Below are 21105 nucleotides of genomic sequence, written 5' to 3' on the forward strand. Positions count from 1 at the left end.
AGCGGGCACCTGTCCTGGCCGCGGCCGCTGACCGAATCCGCGACGGCCCGGTTTAGTCCTGGGCCTCCTCGCGAAGGAGCCGCACCGCCTTCGGGCCCACGCCGTGCAACGCGAGCAGCTCCGCGTCGCTCCGCTCGGCGATCTGCGCCAGCGTCGTGATCCCCGCACCGTGCAGCGCCCGGGTTGCCGGACTGCCGATCGCCCTGGGCAAGTCGCCGACCTCCCCCGCCACCGCGGTCCCCGCGGCAGCCACCGGAGCCGCAAGCCGCTTCGGGGCCCGAGCCAGCCACGCGCGCCGCACCCAGTGGTTGAGCTGCTGCCCGTTGATGTCCTCGATCGGCAACCGTGCCCCCGCCCTGGCGACGCGGCGCGCGGTCGGATGGGCGGCGCGCAGTTCGTCCACATCGGACGGCGTCATCCGGAGCACGACCTGCCGGTCCGGTCGCAGGGCAGCGAACTCCTTGCCCTGCACCGTGAACGCGACCGTGCCGGCAACAGCCAGCTCGGCCGTCTCCGGGTAGGACAGGGCGGTTCTGCGGAGCTGCGCCGGTGTCGTCATGCGCTCCAGGCTGGCACGACTGCGCCGCAGCGGCCATTCTGGCGCCTCACAACGCCGCGGCCCCGAGGAAGTCGAACACCGCCTCCCGCAGCTCGACGCCCACCAGCGCACCGCGGTGATCCCCCGCGACCTGCCGCAGCCGCGCACCCGGCACGCGCGCCGCCAGCTGCTCGATCCCGTGTGCCATGAAGTCCTGCCGCCCCGCGAGGAACAACGTCGGCACTTGCGGAACACCCGCACCCGGATCGAACGGCTCGCTCGCCAACCCCTCGACAAGATTCAGCAGCGACTCCGAATCCCCCGCCGCCGCCATCGCCGTGATCGCCCCGGTCAGCGGATCGTCCGGAGCCGGTCCGCCTCGGACCGCCTGCCGCGCAGCCCCAAGATCAACCGCCGCGAACGGTTCCTGCGGACTCAACCCGCCCAGCACCAACCGCCGCACCGACACCTTGGGATGCGAAACGAGATCCCACGCGAGCCGCGCCCCGAGCGAGTAACCGACGACGTCGACCTCTTGCGTGCCAGCACATTCCGCCAACGCGTCCACCACCCGAGTCGCGGTCGCCTCCTCGGCTTTCGCGACCCTGGGCCCGCCAGGATGCCCCGCCAACTGCACCACAACCGTCTCCCGCCCGGCGGCCGCCAGCGGATCGGCCCAGTACTCCGCAGGCCAATCACACGCAGCCGAGGACGCGAACCCATGAATCAGCACGACCGGAGGCCCAGTAACAGGACGCGCGGAAAGCGTGCGGATGACCGGAAACGCGGAAGTCATTCTACAATCGTAGACAAAACCCGCCACCCGGTCCAGCGTTCCGTGAGGGCCACCCTCATTGACTCTGATCCCCTGAGTTCCCCTCACGACTCCGCCGCCGGGCGGGAGGAACCCCTTCACAGACCGCCCCGCCTCCGCACAACTCACCGCGACCACGCACCCCACCCGCGCGCACCCACCACCCCACCGCAGCCACCGCACCCGCCCACCCAGGCAGCCACACTCCCCCCGCCCCGATACGAAGCCAAAAACACGGCGCGAGGGTGCTTGTCAAGGCATCCTTCCCGCCTTGACAAGCACCCTCGCGCCGCAGTCACACTCACCCTTCGGGGTGCCCCACCCACCCCGGGCGCAATGTCGCCCCCAGGCGACGAGCCGCCCTCCCAAGCAGGAACTCAATCCCCGATCCGAGCCATCAACCCGTCCACATAAGCCCGATACCGCCCGGCAACCTTCCCCACCGGATGCATCAAACTGGTCACATTCGCCCCGATGGAAACGGCGATAATCTCATCCGCCAACACCCCGATCACCGGAGCATCCGCCGCCTCCCCTTTCCCCCGAGCAGCAGCGATCCGCACCGTCAGCTCGCCCCGCCAGCTGTCCAGCAAATCCCGATACTGCCGGGCGAGATCCGGATTGGCCACGGAATGCTCCCACAACACCAGCAAAACCCGAGCCGACGCGATCTGATGCTCGTCGAACGGAATCGCGGCCTCGACGAACCCCCGCAACGACTCCGCGGGCCCCAGCGACGGATCCAGTTCGGACATCCGCTGCGACGTCTCCTGCAGCACGCTCTCGAACGTCGCCGCGATAATGCTGTCCTTGCTGGGGAAGTAATGCTTGAGGGCACCGTTCGCGAACCCGGCCGCGGTCACGATGCTGCGCATCGTGGCAGCCTCGAACCCGCCCTCGATGATCAGCTTCTTGGCGACCTCGACGATCTCCCGTCGTCGCTGATCGTGATCGATGACCTTCGGCATGGTTACAGACTCTAACCCGTATTCTCCCGCGGCGAATGTGACCCTGCTCGACCGCCCGCGGGCGCGGCGAGCCCGGAATCCGGGCACCGGCGAACGCGAGGAGTGCTTACCCGAGCCCCAGCCGGGCCGCCCGTCTCTCCGCCTGCCGGGCCGGGTCCGCTACCGGAGCGGCCAGCAGCAGCCGCCGCGTGTACGGATGCTCCGGTGCCCGGGTAACCACAGCCGTCGGACCCGATTCGACGATCTCTCCTTGGTACAGCACCGAAACCCGGTGACAGATCCGGTGCACCACGCCCAAGTCGTGCGACACGAACAGGTAAGACACCCCGGTTTCGCGCTGGAGTTCCAGGAACAGATCGAGGATCGTCGCCTGCGTGGTCAGGTCGAGCGCGCTCACCGGCTCGTCGCACACGATCAGCCGCGGCCGGCGGACCAGCGCCCGGGCGATCGCGATCCGCTGCCGTTGTCCGCCGGAGAACTCCCCCGGATACCGGTGCACGGCGTCGGCGGGCAGGCGCACCCGGTCGAGCATGTCCGCGACCACCGTCCGGGCTTCCGCGCGCGACGTTCCCGCCACCACCAGCGGTTCGGCGAGGACTTCGCCGGCGGTCATGGTCGGGTCCAGCGAGCCGTACGGGTCCTGGAACACCACCTGGATGTCGCTGGCCAGCCGCCGCCGCGTCGCGCCCCGGGCGTGGGTGATGTCCTCGCCGTCGAAGGTGATCCGGCCGGATTCCGGCGCGGCGAGGCCCAGCACGGCTTTGCCCAAAGTGGACTTCCCCGACCCGCTTTCGCCGACCAGCCCGACGCATTCGCCCGGCTTCACCTCCAGCGAGATCCCTTTCAGGGCCCGGAATCGGACCCGGCGGCTGAGCCGGTAGTCGACCACGAGGTCCTCGATCGCGAGCAGCGGTGCGGTCATCGCCCGCCCTCCTCTCCGGTCGCGTGGGCAAGGCCGCGGCGTTCCCAGGCTTCGTCCAGCTCGTCCCGTCCTTCGGTGTCGTCCAGCGACGCGCTGATCAGCTCGGCGGTGTAGGCGTTCTCGGGTGCGCGGAAGATCCGTTCCACCGGACCGGTTTCCACGATCCGGCCGTCCTTCATCACCACGACACGGTCGCAGATGTCCGCGACCACGCCGAAGTTGTGCGTGACGATCACCAGCGCCATCCCGTACTCGGCCTGCAGTTCGCGCAGCAGCTCCAGGACCTCGGCCTGCACCGTCACGTCGAGCGCGGTCGTCGGCTCGTCGGCGACCAGCAGCGACGGCCGCCCGGCCACCGCGCCGGCGATCAGCACGCGCTGCGCCATGCCGCCGGAGATCTGGTGCGGGTAGCTGGCCATGACGCGGTCCGGGTCAGTGAGGCCGACCCGCTCCAGCACCTCGCGCGCCCGCTTCTTCGCCGCGGCCTTGTCCAGCCCGTGCACGCGACGCAGCGGCTCGACGAGCTGCTGCCCGATCGGGTAGCACGGGTCGAGGTTCGTCATCGGTTCCTGCGGCACGTATCCGATCTCGCGGCCGAGCAGTTTCGCCCGCGCGGCCGCGTTCCCGGCCTCGTGCCCGCCGACCCAGATGCCGTCGGCGACGGCGGTCCCGCCGGGCGGCAGGAGGTCCAGCACCGAGAACACCGTCTGTGTCTTCCCGGACCCGGATTCTCCGACGATCCCGAGGACCTCGCCGGGTGCCGCGTCCAGCGACACCCCGCGCACGACCTCCTTGACGCCCTTGTCGGTCGCGTAGCCGACCCGCAGGTTCTCGATCCGCAGCGCGCAATCCGCTGCCGCGTGTTCGTGAGCGCCCGAAGCCGCGCCCTCACCCAGCGCGGCCGGAGCCGGAGCCGCGAGGGCTTCCCGCACCCGGGCCCGGCCCCGGCGAGTCGGCTGTTCGGCCCGGACACTGACCAGATCGGCGAGCGTCGAGCCCATGAACGCCAACGCGGCGATGGTGACGCCCAGCGCGATCGACGGCCACAGCAGGATCAGCGGGTACGTCAGCATGTTCAGGAAGCCGTCGTTCATCGTCTGGCCCCAGCTGGGCGTCGACGCCGAGCCGATGCCGAGGAACTGCAGACCGGCCTGCATGCCGATGGCGAGCCCGGCGGTCAGCGCGGTCTGCACGATGATCGGCGCGTACACCGCGCGCAGCAGGTGCGTGCGCAGGATCCGCAGCGTGCCGACCCCGGCCACGCGCGCGGCGTCGATGTACGGCTCCCGGCGCACCGTGAGCGCGCGGGCGCGGGTGATCCGGTAGTAGCCGGGCGAGAGGAACACGCCGAGCGCGATCATCAGCACGGTGAAGTCCTGGCCGGTGCCTGCCGCGACGACCAGCAGCACGATCATCCCGGGCACCGACTGCAAGGCGTCGCTGGTCCAGGAGCAGATCCGGTCCGTCGCGCCGCCGACGTACCCGGCGACCACGCCGGTCGGGACGCCGAGCACGACGCCGGTGACGCAGGTGATCACGCCGCCGTACAGCGTGGTCCGCGCGCCGTAGAGCAGCCGGCTGAGGATGTCGCGTCCGGCGGAGTCGCCGCCGAGCAGGTGCCCGTTGCCGGGTTCGGCGTGGGTGAGCGCGAAGTCGACGTGGTTCGGGTCGTAGGAGGCCAGCCACGGCGCGAACACCGCGGCGACCACGACGAGCGCGAACACGACCAGCGCGACGACGCCGACCGGACGGCGAAAGTACCGGCGCAGCAAGGAAATCCGCTTCACCGGGGCGAGCGTGGCGGGGAACGGGGCAGCGGTCATCGGTCGCGCACCTTCGGGTTGACCCACCCGAGCACGAGGTCGAGCAGGAAGTTGACGATCACGACGAACACGACGGTCACCGCGGTCAGGCCGAGCAGCACCGGGATGTCCCCGATCTGCGACGCCGACTGCGTCAGGCTGCCGATCCCCGGCAGGTTGAACACGATCTCCACGACCACCGCGCCGCCGAGCAGGCCGACGAACATCAGCGCCAGCACGGTCAGCGCGGACGGCGAAGCGTTGCGCAGCACGTGCGTCGTGACCCGGCGCGACGACAGGCCGCGCGCCCGCAGCGTGCGGACGAAGTCCTGATTCGCGACTTGGAGGAAGCCGTTGCGCAGCTGTTCGGCGATCATCACGATCGCGCCGAGCGACAGCGAGATCGACGGCAGCGCGATCGACCGCAGCCAGCCCGCCACCGACTGGTCCGGCGACACGTAGCCGACCGCGGGGAACCACTGCAGCTGGATCGCGAACCAGGTGACGAGCACGAGGCTGACCCAGAACCCGGGCAGCGCGAACAGCACGACCGAGGCGAGCTTCAGCACGCGGTCGAGCACGCCGCCGGGACGCAGCCCGCAGACGACCCCGACGAGCACCCCGAAGATCGCCGCGAGCAGCGTCGCGGCGATGACGACCGAAAGCGTCACCGGCACGCGCAGCGCGATCTGTTCGCCGACCGGCTGGAAATTCCGCCAGGAAGTCCCGAAGTCGCCGGTGGCCGCGTGCGACAGCCAGTCCCAGAACTGGACGAGCAGCGGCCGGTCGTACCCGATCTGGGCGCGCAGCGCCGCCTGCTGCGCGGGGGTCGCGCTGTTGCCGAGCAGACCGGCGGTCGGGTCCCCCACCGCCGTGTGCGCCAGGAAGAACGTGCCGCTGGTGACCAGCACGAGCAACAGGATCCCGGACACCAGGCGTTTGACGATGAATGTGAGCATGTCGTTCGGCTCCTCCCCCGGGTCCGTCCACTGTGGAGTCTTCGGACGGACCCGGGGACGACGGGCGCGTCAGCCGCGCTGGATGAACCGCAGCGTCGGGAACATCATGCCGGTGATCGGCGTGACGGTGATGCCCTTGACGCTGAAGTAGAGGTTGTCGGCCTGGTACCAGACGTTCCACCAGGCGAGGTCCACGAGCTTGGTGTTGAGCTGCTTGAGCGCCGCGGTCTGCGCCGGGCCCGGCTCGGCCTGCTGCGCCTTCTGCACGAGCGCCTTCACCTCCGGGAAGGCATCCACCGACGGATTCGGGTTGTACCACTGCTTCGAGGTGACCTGGTCGGTCAGCGTGGCCATGTCGTTGCCGTCCATCGCGATCACCGCGAGGAACATCGGGTACGTCGGCGCGTTCTTCTGGTAGTCCGGCATCGACATGTTCTGCCAGTCGACCTTGATGCCCAGCTGCCCGAAGGTCTGCTCGGCGGCGGGCTGCCACGCCTGGAAGATCGTGGACATCGGCATCTTCAGGCTGAAGCCGCCGGCATACCCGGCTTCGGCGAGCAGCTGCTTGGCCTTCGCGAGGTCGGTCTTGTACTTGCCGTTGCCCGCCGGGTCGTAGACCTGGCTGCCGCTCGGCCACAGCTGGTCGGTGACCGTGCCAGCGTCGTTGCCGACCGCCTTCAGGATCCCCGCCGCGTCGAAGGCGGAGGAGATCGCCTGCCGCACGCGCTGGTCGCCGAGCGCCTTCACCTGGCTGCCAGTGCGGTCGGCGAACTGCACGCCGACCCACGACGCCGGCTTCTTCGCGACGTTCCAGCCGTTCTGCTGCGCCTTCGGGAGGTTGGCCGCGTTGGCGAACTGGACGTTCAGCTGACCGGACAGCATCGCGTTGAAGCTCGCCGCCTGGTCGGTGATCGGGAACAGCCGCACCGTCGGGAACGGGTAGGTGGCGCTGTCCCAGTGCTTCGCGCGCTTCTTGAAGACGTACTGCGACTGCGGCTGCGAGGACGCCTTGTCGAAGGTGTAGGGACCGGAGCCGTCCGGGCCGTTGGCGAGCGAGTTGGCCTTGATCGCCTTGGGCGAGGCCATCCAGCTGCGCCCGAGGCCCATGAAGTACAGCAGCGCGTCGTCGCGTTCGGACAGATGGAGCACGACCGTCGAGGCGTCCTTCGCCTCGACGCTCTTCACGTCGGCGTAGGCCTGCCCGGAACGGGTACCCGCCTTGAGATGGTCGAGGTTCTCGACCGCCGCGGCGGAGTCGAACTTCTGGCCGTCGTCGAACGCCACGTCGTCGCGCAGGTGCATGGTCAGGCTCAGCCGGTCGGCCGACCAGTCCCACGACTTCGCGAGCGCCGGGATCGGCTTGGCGTCCTTGTCCAGGGCGACCAGCGGGTCGTAGACCGCGGACAGGTACGGGCCGTCGAAGCCGATGTCGGCGTTGGCCGGGTCCCACGACGTCACGTCGAGGAACACGCCCGCCTTCAGCTCGTCGGTGCCCGCGCCCGCCCCGGCGGCGCCCGAGCCGGTGCATCCGGCGATCGCGAGCAGCGCCGCGGCCGCCGCCGCGAACAACGCCGCTGTCCTTGTCCTCGTCATTGAGTCCCTCTCTCAGGGTGCTGGACCGCCGGCGGGATCGCTCGGCGCCCCGCCGGGAACGGCGGGCCTGCGAGTGCGGCCCGGCTCGCCGTGGTGCGGGATAGTCTACGATTGTCGGCTAAAAAATCAACGGGCCGGATGCGTTTGTTATCTCCCGGCCCCGCGGGCCGTTTTCAGACCGCGTCGGCGACGAGAACGCGCGGGCTCCCGGGCAGTGCGAGGACATCGCATACGCGCCATCCTGCACCGTCGAGCCATTCGCGGACTTCCGCCTCCGGATACACCACGGTTCCGTCGATCACGAAGTACTCGCCCGCGTGCAGCGCGTCGATCGGGCGCTGCCGTTCGTCGTCGTCGAGGAAGAAGTCCAGCAGCAGCAACGTCGCTCCGTCGCCGGCAGCCGCGCGGGCATTCGCGAGGATCTTTCGGTTCTGCTCCGCGGTGAACCGGTGCACAACGTGGTTCACCATCACCAGATCGTGTTCTCCGCCCGGTTCCGCGGATTCGGTCGGCGCGGGGTCGACGCTCGTGCGATCCGCGCAGCCGGCCGCATTCACCGCGTCGGTGATCCCCTGCGTGGACGCGGGTCCGAAAACGAAACGAGCGGTCAGTGCGGGATTCGCCCGCAACGCGCCGATCGCGAATTCCGGCGACAATCCGCCCAGGTCCAGCATGGAACGGTAGGGCGAGAAATCGAATGCGCGCGCGAGCATCGAGGCGTGCAGCGAGTTGTAGCGCATCACGCCCGCCATGAACGTCGCCCAGCGGCCCTCGTCCATCTGGAGGTCGCCCGGTTTGCCACTGTCCACAGTGGTGTCGAACTGGAGCCAGTGGCCGTAGCTGATTTCGTTGAGGAAGGTCAGGAACGGCGCCAGATCCGTGGCACCGTTCCCGCCCAGGTACTCCTGCGCGTCCCCGGCCAGCGCGTAGCGGCCGTCGGTGCGCTCCAGCAGGCCGCGCGCGTTCATCGCGTCGGCCAGGATCCGGATCAGCTGTTCGCCCGTGCCGGTGGCCGCGGCGAGTTCCGGCGCCGTTCGCGGACCGTCGGCGAGCGCGCGGAACAGACCGATCCGCGAGGCGGCGAACAACTGCTTCGCGCCCATGTACCCGATGGCGATGTCGACGATGCGGTCCGGCGCTGGTTTCGTCATGTGGCGGCTCCTCACGGCGTCGGGATGCCCCTCCGGGCACCCCGGGGAGCTTTAGTCTACGCACGTCGACAAAAAACACCAGCCCCTTCACCAGGTTCCGTCGGCGGCGACCTCGCGATCGAGCCACAGCTCCCGCGTCAGCTCGCGAATCCGGTCCGCGCCGACGCGTTCCAGCAAGGCGAGCGCGCCCGCGTTGTCCTCCAGCTGCGCCTGCCGCGAGATGCCCACGAGGACGTTCGCGGTCGCGGGATTGGCCAGGCAGAAGGCAATTCCCAGCTGCGCGGGCGACGCGTCCAGCTCGTCGGCGATCTTTCGCACGACCGGCCAGGCGTCCGCGATCTTCTCCCGGATGCCGCCGACATCCGCGCCGATCTTGCGATTCGGCTTCAGATTCCCGACGAGCAGCCCGCCTTCGAAAATGTCCGACGCCTGCAGCGTCAGCTCTCCGGAGGCGAACAGCGGCGCGTAAAACTCGCCCTCGGCCATCGACCGGCGCGCCAGCCCGTACTTGAGCTGCGCGAAAACCGGCGGCGCCAAACCACGTTTGCGCGCAATGGCAAAAGCTTTGCGCAGATCGTCAATGCGCCAATTGTTCACGCCCCACGCGCGGAACCGGCCGGCTTCAATCTGCTCCGCGACGTCCGCGACGACGCGTTCGAGGTCGACTTCGCCGAAGTAGTCGCCGACCACGACCAGATCGGCGGACTCGACGCCGACGCGCTCCAGCGAGGTGTTCAGCTGCTGCGCGAAGCCGACGTTCGGGTAGTCCCAGAGCCACAGTTTCCCGCAGTAGAGCCAATCTTCGCGGGCGAGACCGGCTTCGCGCACCGCGCGGCCGAAGATCTGGTCGGTCGTGGAGCCCTCGGCGTGCGGACCCATGTCGTAGTGCGCGACGTCGAAGAAGGCGTGCCCGAGTTCGGCCGCGCGAGCGATCAGCGCCACCGCGTCGCCGAACTCCATCCGGTCCCAGGTGTTCCACGAGCCGAGCGACAACGCCGGCACGCGCGGGAACGCCGGGCCCAGTCCAGGTCGATCCGTCGCCACGATTCCTCCTGCGATCCACGGGATTTATTTTCTACACTTGTATACTATAAGCCCGCGAACCTCCGCTCCCGGCGAAAGGAAACGACGATGCCCGCTGCCCGTACCGTGCTGATCACCGGAGGTGCCGGCGGCATCGGCCGCGCGATCGGCGCCGCCTTCGCCCAAGCAGGTGATTCCGTGGTGCTCGCCGACCTCGACGGCGCCGAAGAAGCCGCCAAACCGGTGGGCGGGCGCGGAATCCGGCTCGACATCACCGACGAGGCGGCGATCTCCGCCGCGCTCGACGAGGTCGGCCCGGTCGACGTCCTGGTCAACAACGCCGGTCTGCTCAGCGTCCACGGCCGGTTGCTGGACCTGCCCGGCGCGGACCTGCTGCGCGTTCTCTCGACCAATGTGCACGGGACGTTCCTGATGACGCAGCTGGTCGCCCGCCGGATGGTCGAACGCCGGACGGCCGGGCACGGCGAGCCGGGCGTCGTGGTGAACCTGTCCTCGATCGGCGGGCGGCAGCCCACGCCGGGAATGGGCGGTTACGAAAGCAGCAAGGCGGCCGTGGACGCGCTGACCCGGTGGGCGGCGCTCGAACTGGCGGAGCACAGCATCCGGGTCAACGCCGTCGCGCCCGGCCCGGTCGCGACGCCGATGCTCGCCGCCGCGATGCCGCCCGGATCGCCCGCGCACGACGCGTGGGTGGCACGGATCCCGGACGGCCGGATGGCCGCGGTCGAGGACGTCGCGGCGGCGGTGGTGTTCCTGGCGAGCCCGGCCGCCGCCCACATCACCGGCACGAGCCTCCCGGTGGACGGCGGCCAGCTGCTCACCTGAGCCAGCCGTCCGTGAGGGGAACCCTGAGGGACTCAGAGTGCCCCTCACGGACGTTAAGCGATTGTTCCGGGCGAGCGTTCGTGGACGATCTGTCCACCTAGGACGGTCAGGTCCACCTCGACGGCGGGAAGCTCGCCGGGAGTCACCGCGAACGGGTCCGCGGACAGCACGCAGAGGTCGGCCGCCATCCCCGGCTCCAGCGTGCCTTTCCACGACGCGGCACCGTCCTGCTGGGCCGGGTGCACGGTGTAGCAGCGGAGCAGCGTTTCCATCCGCTTCCCTACGTCCTCGGCGGGACCCATCCACTGGTCCGCAGCGGCGATTTCCTTGCGCCAGTCCGGCGGCAGGACCGGCGCGTCGGACGTCAGGCACAGCGGGATCCCGGCGTCCAGCGCCTCCCGCAGCGGCCACGCGGCGGCCGAACTGCCCGCCCCCAGCGCCTCGTCGACCACGCCGGCGGTGCGCACCGCGATCCCGGCCTGGGCGGACAGCCCGACCCCCAGCCGGGCCATCCGCTTCAGCTGCGCCGCGTTGACCAGGTCGCCGTGGATGACGTAGTGGCCGAGGTCGACGTCGCGTTCCTCCCGGGCGCGCTCGACGGCGTCCAGCATCAGCTCGATCGCCCGGTCGCCGGTCGCGTGCACGCCGACCTGCAGTCCGGCCTCGTGCGCGGTGCGGACCATCCGGGTGAAGTTTTCCTCGCGCTCCGGGTCGTCCGCGCCGCCGACGAGCAGGTGGGCGTGACTGCCGTCGGCGTAGCAGTGGTGGGTGTAGGCCGAGCGCATCGGCGGGATGCCGTCGGCGAAGATCTTGACTCCGCGGAAGTTCAGCCGGCGCGGGTCGGCACCCGCTCCGTCCACTGTGGCCAGTCCGGCGCGGAACGTGCCGAAGGTGCTCGGGCCGTCGAGTTCGCCGTACAGCCAGAGCGCGGTCACCCGCGCCCGCAGCAGTCCCTCGGCGGCCAGTTCCCGGTACTGCTCGACGACGGACATGCCGAACGCGCCGATGTGCCCGTCGTCCTCGCCCGGCCCGAGACCGGGTTCGGTGTAGCTCGTAATGCCCAGCGCGGCAAGGATTTCGCCCGCGCGGAGGATGGCCGCGCGGCGTTCGGCAGCGGTGCGCAGCGGCTTCTCCGGGCCGGGTCCGGGCGCGCCGTCGTCGGCGAACAGGGTGTCCGGCCAGAGCGCGCCGAGCCACGTGGCGTGCAGGTGCGCGTCGTTGATGCCCGGCAGCACCGCGCGGTCGCCGAGGTCGAGCACTGTCGTGCCGGGGCCGGTCAGCTCCCGCACGTCGGCGTCGGTTCCGGCACGCAGCACGCGTCCGTCCCGCACGGCCAGCGCGGTCGCGGGCGCGGCACCGGCCATGGTGTGCACCGCTGCTGCCCGCAAGACGAGGTCCGCAACTGAGGTCGGCACAGGCGCTCCTGGAGGAATTCGGGGACTCGACATTTTTGTCGACGTCCGTAGACTAACCCATCACCCGGCCCCGCAGGGCCCGCCAGTCCCCGGAAAGGTTTCCCATGACCGTCCCGACTTCCACCCGCGCAGCGGTGCTGACCGAGCACGGCGCGCCGCTGGAGCTGACCGAACTCCCGCTGCCCGCCCAGCTCGAAGCGGGCGCGGCGCTGGTCCGCGTCTCGTGCGCGACGCTGTGCGGCACGGACGTGGAGATCTGGTCCGGGAAGATGAGTTTTCCCGGCATGCTGCCGATGGTGCTGGGCCACGAAATGGTCGGCGAAGTGGTGGCCGCCGGACCGGACACGCGCGACGCGCTCGGCCGCGAGGTCACAGCCGGATCCCGGATCGGCTGGTCGGAATCGACCTGCGGCGAGTGTTACGGCTGCACCGTGCTGCGCGAGCCGGTCGCGTGCTCGCGGCGTGGCTACGGATTCCTGCAGCGGTCCGACGTCGCCCCGTTCGCGACCGCTGGGCTGTGCGAATACGCCTACGTCGTCCCAGGCGCGGCGAAGCTGCTGCTGCCCGCCGAGGTGCCCGACACCTGGGCCGCGATGGCCGGGTGCGCGGCGAAAACCGTGCTGCGCGCATTCGCCCGCGTCGGCGGCGTCCGGCCCGGATCTCGCGTGGTGGTGCAGGGATCCGGCGCGCTGGGCCTGTTCGCGACCGCGGTCGCGCACCTCAGCGGGGCGGGCAGTGTCATCACCGTCGGCGCTCCCGCGTCGCGGCTGGAGCTGGCGAAGGAGTTCGGAGCCGACGACGTGGTCGAGGTCGCCGGGGGTTCGGACGCGATCGTCGAGCGCGTCGCCGAACTGACCGGCGGGCACGGCGGCGATCTGGTGCTGGACTTCGCCGGTGCGCCGTCGATCGGCCGCGAGGCGGTCGCGATGGCGGCGCAGCGCGGCCGCGTCGTGATCGTCGGGAGCACCGGGCCGGAGCCGACGCCGGTCCCGCTCGGCACGGTGATGGGCAAGGAGCTGACCGTCGTCGGTTCGCTCAACGGCGACATCGCCGATTACCACCACGCGATCGAGTTCTTCGGGTCGTTCGCCGCCCGGATGCCGTGGGACCGGCTGTTCGGCAGCCCGGTCGGGCTGTCCGGCGCGAGCGAGCGGATCGCGGCCATGCACCGGCTGGACGAGACCAAGGCCGTCGTCGACCCGCGTCTTCCCTGATCGTCCGTTTCCCCTTACGAGCCAAGGAGGTCTCGTGTCCGCATCCTCGCCCCTGCCCCGCCGCAAGGTCGGCAAGTCCGGTTTGGACGTTTCGCTGCTGTCGCTCGGTTCGTGGCATACCTACGACCGGATGGACTTCGCCGACGCCGTCGCGATGGTCCGCGCCGCGGTCGAGGCCGGCGTGAACCTGTTCGATGTCGGCGTCTACGGCATGCCCGGCCACCCGCCGGTCTTCACCGACGTTCTCTGGAGCGCGATCATCCGCGCCGCCCGCATCCGGCGCGAGGACTACCTGGTCTCGGCGAAGCTGTGGATCGAGGGCTTCGGCGACCGGGGATTCCGGCCACAACTGGAAAACGCGTTCCTGCGCGGCGGTTTCGACGTCGCGGATCTGGTGATCCTCGGCGACCTGCGCCGCGACGACGTCGCGCTGGAGGACCTGGTCGAGGACCTCGCCGGGCTCACCCGCTCCGGGCTGATCCGGGCGTGGGGCGTCAACAACTGGTCGGCCGGGAACATCGCGCGGCTGCGCGAAATCGCCGAAGCGCTGCAAGTGCCGGGTCCGCAGATCGCGCAGCTGAAGTACAGCATCGGCCGCCGGTCCATTCCGGACGGCGAGCCGTTCGCCCGGCTGTTCGCCGACGGTTTCGTCATGCAGGCCTCGGACGTCCTCGAAGGCGGCATCCTCGCCGGGCGCACCAAGCTGACCCGCGAGATCGGCCGCGACCCCGGCGACGTCCGGAAGCGGATCACCCGCGACGCCCCCAAGGTCGTGCAGGCCGCGCAGGAACTCGGCACGAGCGCGGCGCGGCTCGCGGTCGCGTTCACGCTGACGCATCCGGCGAACGTCACGACGCTCTTCGGCGCGACCCGGATGGAGCAGCTGGAGGACAACCTCGCCGCGGTCGAACTGGTCGAGAAGGTCGGGGCCGAGCGGATCCGTGCGCTGGCGGAGCCGTTCTGGGCCGACCGCGACGCCGTCGACCCCGAAGGTCCCTGAGCCCCGTTTACGGACGTGAGAGGAACCCTGAGGGAATCTGATTCCGTCAGGGTCCCCCTCACGTACCGCACCTGGCACCGCCCGCGCCGCCGCAGAACTCGCCCGCCCTGCCCGAGGAGGCTGCCTTGACCTATCCCCCCGTCCCGTTCGACCCGGAGATCGAGCCCGCGCTCGCCGAGATCGTCCCGGCCGACGCGCCGCCGTTCACCCGCGAGACAATCCCCGGCCTGCGCCGCGCGATGGCCGAGATGTTCCCGCCCGCCGCGGAAGCCGTCGGCGACGCTCCGGTGACCGTCGTCGAGCAGCGGATCCCCGGCCCGGACGGCGCGCCGGACCTGGAAATCACCATCCTGTCCCCGCACGAAAGCGACGGCGTGCTTCCCGTCCTCTACAACATCCACGGCGGCGGCATGATGGTCGGCCACCGCAACATGGACGTGGGCCGGTTGCTGGCACTGGTGCTGGATTTGAACGTCGTCGCGGTGAACGTCGAATACCGGCTCGCGCCCGAGCATCCGCACCCCGCGCCGGTCGAGGACTGCTACGCCGGTCTCGTGTGGACAGTCGAGCACGCCGACGAACTCGGCATCGACCCGGCGCGCGTCGTGGTGATGGGCGGCAGCGCGGGCGGCGGTCTCGCCGCGGCAGTCTCGTTGCTCGCCCGCGACCGGAAGGGCCCCGCCATCGCGGGCCAGCTGCTGCTGTGCCCGATGATCGACGACCGCAACACGACCGTCGCGAGCCAGCAGTACCCCGGCCTGGGCACGTGGACGCGGGAATCCAACCTCGCAGGCTGGCAGTCTCTGCTGGGCGACGCGGTCGGCGCCGTCGACGTCTCCCCCTACGCCGCCCCGGCCCGCGCGGTCGACCTGTCCGGCCTGCCCCCGGCGTTCATCGAGGTCGGCAGCGCGGAACCGTTCCGCGACGAGGACACCGACTACGCACTGCGCATCTGGGCGACCGGCGGACAGGCCGAACTGCACGTGTGGGCGGGAGCCTTCCACGGATTCGACATGTACGTCCCGGACTGGCCGATCAGCAAGGCCGCCCTCGAAACCCGGAACTCCTGGCTGCGCCGGATCTTCGGGAAGGCAGGCCGATGAGCGTCCCTCCGGTGCCCTACGACCCGGAACTGGAGCCCGGCCTCGCCGCGTTCCTCGACCTGGTCGAGCGAATCCCGCTGCGCGCCGACACGATCCTGGCCAACCGCGCGCATTTCGCGACGATCATCCCGCCCGCCGAGCAGATCGCCGGCGACCGCCCGGTCGAACTGACCGAGCACACCGTCCCCGGCCCCGAGGGCGCACCGGACATCGTGCTCACCGTCGTCCGCCCCGCCGCGGGTGCCGCCGGCGCGCCCGCCCTGTACAGCATCCACGGCGGCGGAATGGTGCTGGGCAACCGGTTCTTCGGTCTCGACGGCCTGATCGACGACGTCCTGCTGTTCGGCGCGGTCGGCATCTCGGTGGAATACCGGCTGGCTCCGGAAAACCCGGCCCCCGCCGCCGTCGAGGACTGCTACGCCGGTCTGGTGTGGACAGTCGAGCACGCCGGCGAACTCGGCATCGACCCGGCGCGCATCGTCGTCACCGGCGCCAGCGCGGGCGGCGGCCTGGCCGCGGGCGTCGCCCTGCTGGCCCGGGACCGCAACGGCCCAGCCCTCGCCGGGCAGCTGCTGGCGTGCCCGATGCTCGACGACCGCAACGAGTCCGTGTCGACCCGGCAGTACAACGGAATCGGCGCCTGGGACCGCAACAACAACGACACCGGCTGGGATGCGCTGCTCGGCCCGGCGCGCGGCACCGACGCGGCGTCGCCGTACGCGGTCCCGGCCCGGATGACCGATCTGTCCGGCCTCCCGCCCGCGTACCTGGACGTCGGAGCCGCGGAGATCTTCCGCGACGAGACCACCGAGTACGCCCTGCGGATCTGGGCTACCGGCGGGCAGGCGGAACTGCACGTCTGGGCGGGCGGCTACCACGGTTTCGCCGGTTTCTCCCCCGACGCGGAAGTCTCCCGCTCCGCGGTCGCGACCCGGCTTTCGTGGCTGCGCCGGATCCTGCGCGCCGGATGAAGCGACTCCAGACCGAAGCAGACCTGGTCGAGCCGGTGTTGCCGAACAAACGTCCAGGCGCGCTCCGGATGGCAGTCGTGCTGGGGCTGCTGGAGGTCTTCGGCCCGATCTCCATGGACCTGTACCTGCCAGCACTCCCCCAGCTCGCCGACGACCTCGACGCCGGGCAGAGCCTCGCGCAGGCGACCATGTCTGCCTGCATGCTCGGACTCGCCTTCGGCCAGCTGGTCGTGGGCCCGCTGAGCGACCGGTTCGGCAGGCGGCGTCCGCTGCTGGCCGGGACCGGGCTGTTCGCCGTGCTGTCCGTGGTGTGCGCGTTCGCGCCGTCGATCGAGGTGCTGCTCGCGGCGAGGTTCCTCCAGGGACTGTGCGGCTCGGCCGGAATCGTGCTGTCGCTGGCTGTCGCGCGAGATCTCGCCGAGGGCGTCGAACTGGTGCGCCTGCTGGCCTTGCTGACCACCGTCGGGGCGCTGGCGCCGATCGTCGCTCCGGTGATCGGCGGCCAGCTGGCGGCCGTCATCGGGTGGCGCGGCATCTTCGGCGTCCTGGCCGGGATCGGGGCGGCGCTGCTGATCGTCGCCGCGACCGCGCTGCCGGAGAGCCTGCCACCCGAGGCACGACATCCGCGCCAGGGCGGCGGCGAGTTCCGGATATTGCTGAAAGACCCGCTGTTCTTGGGTTTCCTGCTGGTGAGCACAGGTGAACCGCGCGGCGGTACGGCGTGCGGGACCGGTCCGGATGTACGTGCTGGGCACGACGTTCACCGCGGCGGCAGCTGTGGCGATGTCGGGCGCGGTGCTGTTCGGGGCCGGGCTGGCGGCGCTGCTGATTCCGTTGGCGCTGTTGATGTTCGCGGGCGGAACCACACAGGCGAACGGCAACGCGCTCGCCCTCGCCAACCACGGCAAACGAGCCGGAACGGCGGCGGCGCTGCTCGGAACCTCGTCGTTCGCGATCGGGCCGGTCGTCGCGCCGCTGGTGTCGCTGGGCGGGACCACGCCGCTGTCGATGAGCCTGACCATGACTGCGGCGTACGGCGTCGCGACCGTGCTGCTGTGGCTGGCGGTGCTGCCCCGGCTGCGCCGATCAGCCTGACTCGAACACGAGCTGGCCGTCCTCCTCGCCGACCGCCCGGAACCCCGCCTTCTCCAGCACCCGGCAGCTGGCCGCGTTTCCGGGCAGCACATACGCCCGCAGCCCGGGTGCGAGAGCGGGCTCCGGGTGGTCGTCGTGCCACTGCCGGAGCGCCCGCGTCAGCTCCGTCGCCAGACCAGCGCCCCACGCCGCGCGGGCCAGCAGGTAGCCGACTTCCCGGTGCCCGCTGCGATGGGCGAGGCCGAACCCGGCCCGGCCGAGAAATCCCGGCGCGCCTTCGATCCGCCACTTCGACCAGCCTCGCGTCCGGTGCTCGGCGATGAACCGCTCCAGCCGTTCCCGGGTCGCCTCGCGGGTCTGCGGGCCGCTCGTCATGTGCTGCATGACTTCGCGATCGGCGTGCAGTGCGGCGAGATCGTCCAGATCCTCGGGCAGCCAGGTCGTCAGCCGCAGCCGAGACGTGCGGAGGATCTCCTCGCGGCCGGTCACCAGCCGGGGTGGTACGGCGCCGGCCGGGTTTTGCGCAGCAGCCACGCGCCGGTCGCCCGATGCGCTGCCAGCACGAGGGCGGCCACCGGGACGATCAGCCACAGGAACCCGCTCGGGAAGGTCATCTGCAGGGTCGGCGGCGCGCTCCTCCGGACGAAACTGGAGCCGAGGCCGACGATCATGAAGACGACGATGTCCAGCACTGCCAGGCCGCCGCCGGCGAGCACGCAGATCCGGCCCGCCGGGGAGCGCCTGAACAGCCCGATCGCGCCGGCGACGGTCAGTGCCGCGATCGCCAGGTCCACCACGCCGGCGATACCGCTGGAAAGCAGCCTGCCCGAGGACGGATGGCCGACCATCCGGATCACCGCCACGACGAAGCCGATCGTGCCCACCAGTCCGATGACCGAGGCCAGCGTCGCCGCGGCAATGGCAGTAGCCCCGAAGTACGCGGTCGGCGGCGGCTGCGCCGGGAACTGGCCGCTGTGAGCGGGCTGTCCTCCGTAAGCAGGAGGCAGCGGCGAGTACTGCTGCGGCTCCATGCCGGGGTAAGGCTGCGGCGGTTGCGTCACGACGGCGGTTCCTCCGAGGTCAGGAAGACATTCGCGGGTCATCCTGCCAGGTCGGCGGCCCCTCCCCGGCCCGATTGCCCGAACGGACGACACGCGGTTCGCCGGTGCCCCTCGCGATACGGCCAGTTAGGTGTTACCTTAGGTAACAGTGAATCGCGGTAACGCCTAATCAATGTCGCTCAGGGAGGACCGAATGACCAGCGCAGACGTGCAGCGAGCACCGGAAGCGGCCCCGTCCGGCCGGCACGAGACCGCGCAGCGGCTGCTCGACTCCTCCGCGACCCTGTCCTACGACCCGGCCACCGAGGTCGACTGGGAAACCCCGCTGGACAAGGACTTCCACGGGGCCAGCCCGGAGTGGAGCACGCTCTACGGCACGAGCTACTGGGCCGAGATGACCCCGGAGCAGCAGAAGGAGCTGACCCGCCAGGAGGCGGCGTCGGTCGCCAGCACCGGGATCTGGTTCGAGATGATCCTGCAGCAGATGGTGCTGCGCGATTTCTACGCCAAGGACCCGACCGACCCGGCGTTCCAGTGGGCGCTCACCGAGATCGCCGACGAATGCCGCCACTCGATCATGTTCGCCCGCGGCGCGCAGAAGCTCGGCGCTCCCCCGTACCGGCCGCGCAAGCTCGCCGTCGAACTGGGCCGCGTCTTCAAGGCGGTCGCCGGCGGCGAAGCGGCGTACGCGGCGATCCTGGTCGCCGAAGAGGTCCTCGACGTGATGCAGCGCGACTGGATGCGCGACGAGCGCGTGGTCCCGTTCGTGCGCACTATCAACAACATCCACGTCGTCGAAGAGTCGCGGCACATGAAGTTCGCCCGCGAGGAGACGCGCGAGCAGCTGGAGGGCGCGGGAGCGCTGCGCCGCCAGTTCAACGCGCTGGTCATCGCGATCGCGTCGTACTTCATCGTCAGCAGCATGGTCAACCGCGACGTGTACAAGAACGCCGGGCTGGACGCCGAGCGCGCGCTGCGCGAGGCGAAGGCCAACGAGCACCACAAGTCGATGATGCGCTCCAGCTGTGCCGGGCTGATGGAGTTCCTCGGCTCCTGCGGGCTGCTCACGAAGCCGGCGCTGGTGTTCTACAAGCGGGCGAATCTGATCTGACATGGCCTTCGCGATCACCCAGACCTGTTGCAACGACGCGACGTGCGTGTCGGTCTGCCCGGTCAACTGCATCCACCCGACGCCGGACGAGCCGGACTTCGGCACCACCGAGATGCTCTACGTCGACCCGACGTCCTGCATCGACTGCGGCGCGTGCGCCGACGCGTGCCCGGTCGACGCGATCTTCCCGGTGGACCTGCTGACCGACTCGATGAAGGTCTACGCGGGGATCAACGCGGACTTCTTCGCCGACCGCCCGCCGGTCGCCGCGAACCCGGCGCCGAACTTCCACCGCTGGGGCCCGCCGACGTTCGACCGGGACATCCCGAGCGACCTCGAGCCCGCGGACGTGGCCGTCGTCGGCACCGGCCCGGCCGGGATGTACGCGGTGGAAGACCTGTTGCTGCACACCAACGCGCGCGTCACGCTGATCGACCGGCTGCCGGTCGCGGGCGGTCTGGTGCGCTTCGGCGTCGCCCCGGACCACCCGGACACCAAGCGGATCGGCGAGGCGTTCTCGCGGTTCCACCACCACCCGCGGCTGAAGCTGAAGCTCGGCGTCGAGGTCGGCCGTCACGTGACGGTGGACGAGCTGGCCGAGCGGCACGACGCGGTGATCTACGCGGTCGGCGCTTCTTCCGCACGCACCCTCGGCCTCTCCGGCGAGGACCTGCCCGGCAGCCTCGCCGCGACGACGGTCGTCGCCTGGTACAACGGCCACCCGGACGTCCCCGCGCACGCGGTCGACCTCTCCGCGGAGCGAGTCGTGCTGATCGGCACCGGCAACGTCGCGCTGGACGTCGCCCGGATCCTCACCGCCGACCCGGACGATCTCGACGGCACGACCATCGCCCCGCACGCGCTGGAACGGTTGCGCTCCAGCAAGGTCCGCGAGGTAGTGCTGCTGGCCCGGCGCGGCCCGGAAGACGCCGCCTACACCTCGCCCGAGCTGATCGCGCTGGCGCAGCGGGCGAATGTGCCGCTCGTAGTCGACACCGAAGACCCGCGCACCGCGGCGGCGATCGACGCGGGCACCGGAAAAGCCGCGCTGCTGAAGGACCTGGCCCGGGAAACGGTCGACTGGACCGCCCCTCCCGCGGACGGTCCCCGCCGGATCGTGTTGCGGTTCCACTCGGCCCCGGCGGAGATCACCGGCGACCGTCAGGTGCGCGGACTGCGCGTCGGCGCGCCTTCCGGACCGGTCGAGATCGCCGCCGGCCAGGTGGTGCGCGCGGTGGGCTACCGCGGCCGCCCGGTGCCCGGGCTCCCCTTCGACGACGCCGCCGGAACGATCCCGAACACCGCGGGCCGGGTCGAGGGCCGGACCGGTGCGTACGTGGTGGGCTGGATCAAGCGCGGCCCGTCGGGCGGAATCGGCGCGAACCGGACGTGCGCGAAGGAAACCGTAGCGACGCTGCTGGCGGACATCACCTCCGGCGAGGTTCCCCTGCGAGGCCGGCGGTCGCCGATCGCCGCGCTGGCGGCTCGGTTCCGGGGTCGCTGAGGCAGTTCATTCCGG

Annotated in this window: 20 protein-coding genes and 1 pseudogene; 9 read left to right on the forward strand and 12 right to left on the reverse strand. The window is 70.7% G+C overall.

Features of this window, described 5'->3' with window-relative positions; all coding sequences use genetic code 11:
• Positions 1–52 precede the first annotated feature (52 nt).
• The 9 genes from A4R44_RS24895 to A4R44_RS24935 form a co-directional block, all read right to left on the reverse strand.
• Entirely contained in the window at positions 53–559 is a 507-nt protein-coding gene (locus A4R44_RS24895; protein ID WP_067585432.1) for a helix-hairpin-helix domain-containing protein, read from the reverse strand.
• Between the two features lie 46 nt (positions 560–605).
• Positions 606–1334 carry an alpha/beta fold hydrolase gene (locus tag A4R44_RS24900; RefSeq protein ID WP_067585435.1) on the reverse strand — a complete coding sequence of 243 codons (729 nt, stop codon included), beginning with the start codon at positions 1332–1334 and terminating at the stop codon, positions 606–608.
• Between the two features lie 395 nt (positions 1335–1729).
• Positions 1730–2320 carry a TetR/AcrR family transcriptional regulator gene (locus A4R44_RS24905; protein ID WP_067585438.1) on the reverse strand — a complete coding sequence of 197 codons (591 nt, stop codon included), beginning with the start codon at positions 2318–2320 and terminating at the stop codon, positions 1730–1732.
• Positions 2321–2426: 106 nt separating this feature from the next.
• Entirely contained in the window at positions 2427–3242 is an 816-nt protein-coding gene (locus tag A4R44_RS24910) for an ABC transporter ATP-binding protein (RefSeq protein WP_067585441.1), read from the reverse strand.
• Complete coding sequence (locus tag A4R44_RS24915; protein ID WP_067585444.1) at positions 3239–5065, reverse strand: dipeptide/oligopeptide/nickel ABC transporter permease/ATP-binding protein; 1827 nt, start codon at positions 5063–5065, stop codon at positions 3239–3241. The genes A4R44_RS24910 and A4R44_RS24915 overlap by 4 nt, the downstream gene beginning before the upstream one ends.
• Positions 5062–6003, reverse strand: coding sequence for an ABC transporter permease (locus tag A4R44_RS24920; RefSeq protein ID WP_067585447.1), 942 nt, complete (start codon positions 6001–6003; stop codon positions 5062–5064). Before A4R44_RS24920 ends, A4R44_RS24915 begins: the two co-directional genes overlap by 4 nt.
• Before the next feature lie 69 nt (positions 6004–6072).
• A complete protein-coding gene (locus A4R44_RS24925; protein WP_067585450.1) occupies positions 6073–7596 on the reverse strand; it encodes an ABC transporter substrate-binding protein in 1524 nt (507 codons plus the stop codon).
• A gap of 173 nt (positions 7597–7769) precedes the next feature.
• The gene (locus tag A4R44_RS24930; RefSeq protein ID WP_067585453.1) at positions 7770–8747 is read right to left on the reverse strand and encodes a methyltransferase dimerization domain-containing protein; all 978 of its coding nucleotides are present in this window, start codon (positions 8745–8747) and stop codon (positions 7770–7772) included.
• Positions 8748–8834: 87 nt separating this feature from the next.
• Positions 8835–9791, reverse strand: coding sequence for an aldo/keto reductase (locus A4R44_RS24935; protein ID WP_067585456.1), 957 nt, complete (start codon positions 9789–9791; stop codon positions 8835–8837).
• 87 nt (positions 9792–9878) lie between these two features.
• Between A4R44_RS24935 and A4R44_RS24940 the strand changes: the two genes are divergently transcribed.
• On the forward strand, positions 9879–10616 hold the full coding sequence (locus tag A4R44_RS24940) for an SDR family NAD(P)-dependent oxidoreductase (protein WP_095213590.1): 738 nt from the start codon (positions 9879–9881) through the stop codon (positions 10614–10616).
• A 53-nt stretch (positions 10617–10669) separates the two neighbouring features.
• Here the strand turns inward: A4R44_RS24940 and A4R44_RS24945 are convergent, their stop codons facing one another.
• Positions 10670–12031 carry an amidohydrolase gene (locus A4R44_RS24945; protein WP_198545435.1) on the reverse strand — a complete coding sequence of 454 codons (1362 nt, stop codon included), beginning with the start codon at positions 12029–12031 and terminating at the stop codon, positions 10670–10672.
• 104 nt (positions 12032–12135) lie between these two features.
• Here A4R44_RS24945 and A4R44_RS24950 point away from each other — a divergent pair, with 104 nt between their 5' ends.
• From A4R44_RS24950 to A4R44_RS50720, 6 genes and pseudogenes are all read left to right on the forward strand, one after another.
• On the forward strand, positions 12136–13245 hold the full coding sequence (locus tag A4R44_RS24950; protein WP_067585462.1) for a zinc-binding dehydrogenase: 1110 nt from the start codon (positions 12136–12138) through the stop codon (positions 13243–13245).
• A 34-nt stretch (positions 13246–13279) separates the two neighbouring features.
• The gene (locus tag A4R44_RS24955) at positions 13280–14245 is read left to right on the forward strand and encodes an aldo/keto reductase (RefSeq protein WP_067585465.1); all 966 of its coding nucleotides are present in this window, start codon (positions 13280–13282) and stop codon (positions 14243–14245) included.
• Between the two features lie 125 nt (positions 14246–14370).
• Entirely contained in the window at positions 14371–15348 is a 978-nt protein-coding gene (locus A4R44_RS24960) for an alpha/beta hydrolase (protein ID WP_067585468.1), read from the forward strand.
• Complete coding sequence (locus tag A4R44_RS24965) at positions 15345–16319, forward strand: alpha/beta hydrolase fold domain-containing protein (protein ID WP_067585471.1); 975 nt, start codon at positions 15345–15347, stop codon at positions 16317–16319. Before A4R44_RS24960 ends, A4R44_RS24965 begins: the two co-directional genes overlap by 4 nt.
• Before the next feature lie 113 nt (positions 16320–16432).
• Positions 16433–16954 (forward strand): annotated as a pseudogene (locus A4R44_RS50715) (MFS transporter); the annotation flags it as partial.
• Positions 16955–17057: 103 nt separating this feature from the next.
• Positions 17058–17414: a hypothetical protein gene (locus A4R44_RS50720; protein ID WP_232791767.1), complete on the forward strand. Its 357-nt coding sequence runs from the start codon at positions 17058–17060 to the stop codon at positions 17412–17414.
• Here the strand turns inward: A4R44_RS50720 and A4R44_RS24975 are convergent.
• Positions 17406–17903, reverse strand: coding sequence for a GNAT family N-acetyltransferase (locus A4R44_RS24975; protein ID WP_067585474.1), 498 nt, complete (start codon positions 17901–17903; stop codon positions 17406–17408). The two genes, A4R44_RS50720 and A4R44_RS24975, sit on opposite strands and share 9 nt — an antisense overlap.
• Complete coding sequence (locus A4R44_RS24980) at positions 17900–18475, reverse strand: hypothetical protein (protein WP_067585477.1); 576 nt, start codon at positions 18473–18475, stop codon at positions 17900–17902. Before A4R44_RS24980 ends, A4R44_RS24975 begins: the two co-directional genes overlap by 4 nt.
• A 193-nt stretch (positions 18476–18668) precedes the next feature.
• Here A4R44_RS24980 and A4R44_RS24985 point away from each other — a divergent pair, with 193 nt between their 5' ends.
• Positions 18669–19586 carry a diiron oxygenase gene (locus tag A4R44_RS24985; protein ID WP_067585480.1) on the forward strand — a complete coding sequence of 306 codons (918 nt, stop codon included), beginning with the start codon at positions 18669–18671 and terminating at the stop codon, positions 19584–19586.
• A gap of 1 nt (position 19587) precedes the next feature.
• A complete protein-coding gene (locus A4R44_RS24990; RefSeq protein ID WP_067585482.1) occupies positions 19588–21090 on the forward strand; it encodes an FAD-dependent oxidoreductase in 1503 nt (500 codons plus the stop codon).
• Positions 21091–21105: the final 15 nt, after the last annotated feature.

Source organism: Amycolatopsis sp. M39, assembly GCF_001651785.1.
Classification (GTDB): Bacteria; Actinomycetota; Actinomycetes; order Mycobacteriales; family Pseudonocardiaceae; genus Amycolatopsis; species Amycolatopsis rubida.

Bases quoted from the DNA above. Each gene is read 5' to 3' on its own strand.
- A4R44_RS24895 (WP_067585432.1), bottom strand. From the start codon at position 559: ATGACGACACCGGCGCAGCTCCGCAGAACCGCCCTGTCCTACCCGGAG.
- A4R44_RS24900 (WP_067585435.1), bottom strand. From the start codon at position 1,334: ATGACTTCCGCGTTTCCGGTCATCCGCACGCTTTCCGCGCGTCCTGTT.
- A4R44_RS24905 (WP_067585438.1), bottom strand. From the start codon at position 2,320: ATGCCGAAGGTCATCGATCACGATCAGCGACGACGGGAGATCGTCGAG.
- A4R44_RS24910 (WP_067585441.1), bottom strand. From the start codon at position 3,242: ATGACCGCACCGCTGCTCGCGATCGAGGACCTCGTGGTCGACTACCGG.
- A4R44_RS24915 (WP_067585444.1), bottom strand. From the start codon at position 5,065: ATGACCGCTGCCCCGTTCCCCGCCACGCTCGCCCCGGTGAAGCGGATT.
- A4R44_RS24920 (WP_067585447.1), bottom strand. From the start codon at position 6,003: ATGCTCACATTCATCGTCAAACGCCTGGTGTCCGGGATCCTGTTGCTC.
- A4R44_RS24925 (WP_067585450.1), bottom strand. From the start codon at position 7,596: ATGACGAGGACAAGGACAGCGGCGTTGTTCGCGGCGGCGGCCGCGGCG.
- A4R44_RS24930 (WP_067585453.1), bottom strand. From the start codon at position 8,747: ATGACGAAACCAGCGCCGGACCGCATCGTCGACATCGCCATCGGGTAC.
- A4R44_RS24940 (WP_095213590.1), top strand. From the start codon at position 9,879: ATGCCCGCTGCCCGTACCGTGCTGATCACCGGAGGTGCCGGCGGCATC.
- A4R44_RS24950 (WP_067585462.1), top strand. From the start codon at position 12,136: ATGACCGTCCCGACTTCCACCCGCGCAGCGGTGCTGACCGAGCACGGC.
- A4R44_RS24965 (WP_067585471.1), top strand. From the start codon at position 15,345: ATGAGCGTCCCTCCGGTGCCCTACGACCCGGAACTGGAGCCCGGCCTC.
- A4R44_RS50720 (WP_232791767.1), top strand. From the start codon at position 17,058: ATGTACGTGCTGGGCACGACGTTCACCGCGGCGGCAGCTGTGGCGATG.
- A4R44_RS24985 (WP_067585480.1), top strand. From the start codon at position 18,669: ATGACCAGCGCAGACGTGCAGCGAGCACCGGAAGCGGCCCCGTCCGGC.
- A4R44_RS24990 (WP_067585482.1), top strand. From the start codon at position 19,588: ATGGCCTTCGCGATCACCCAGACCTGTTGCAACGACGCGACGTGCGTG.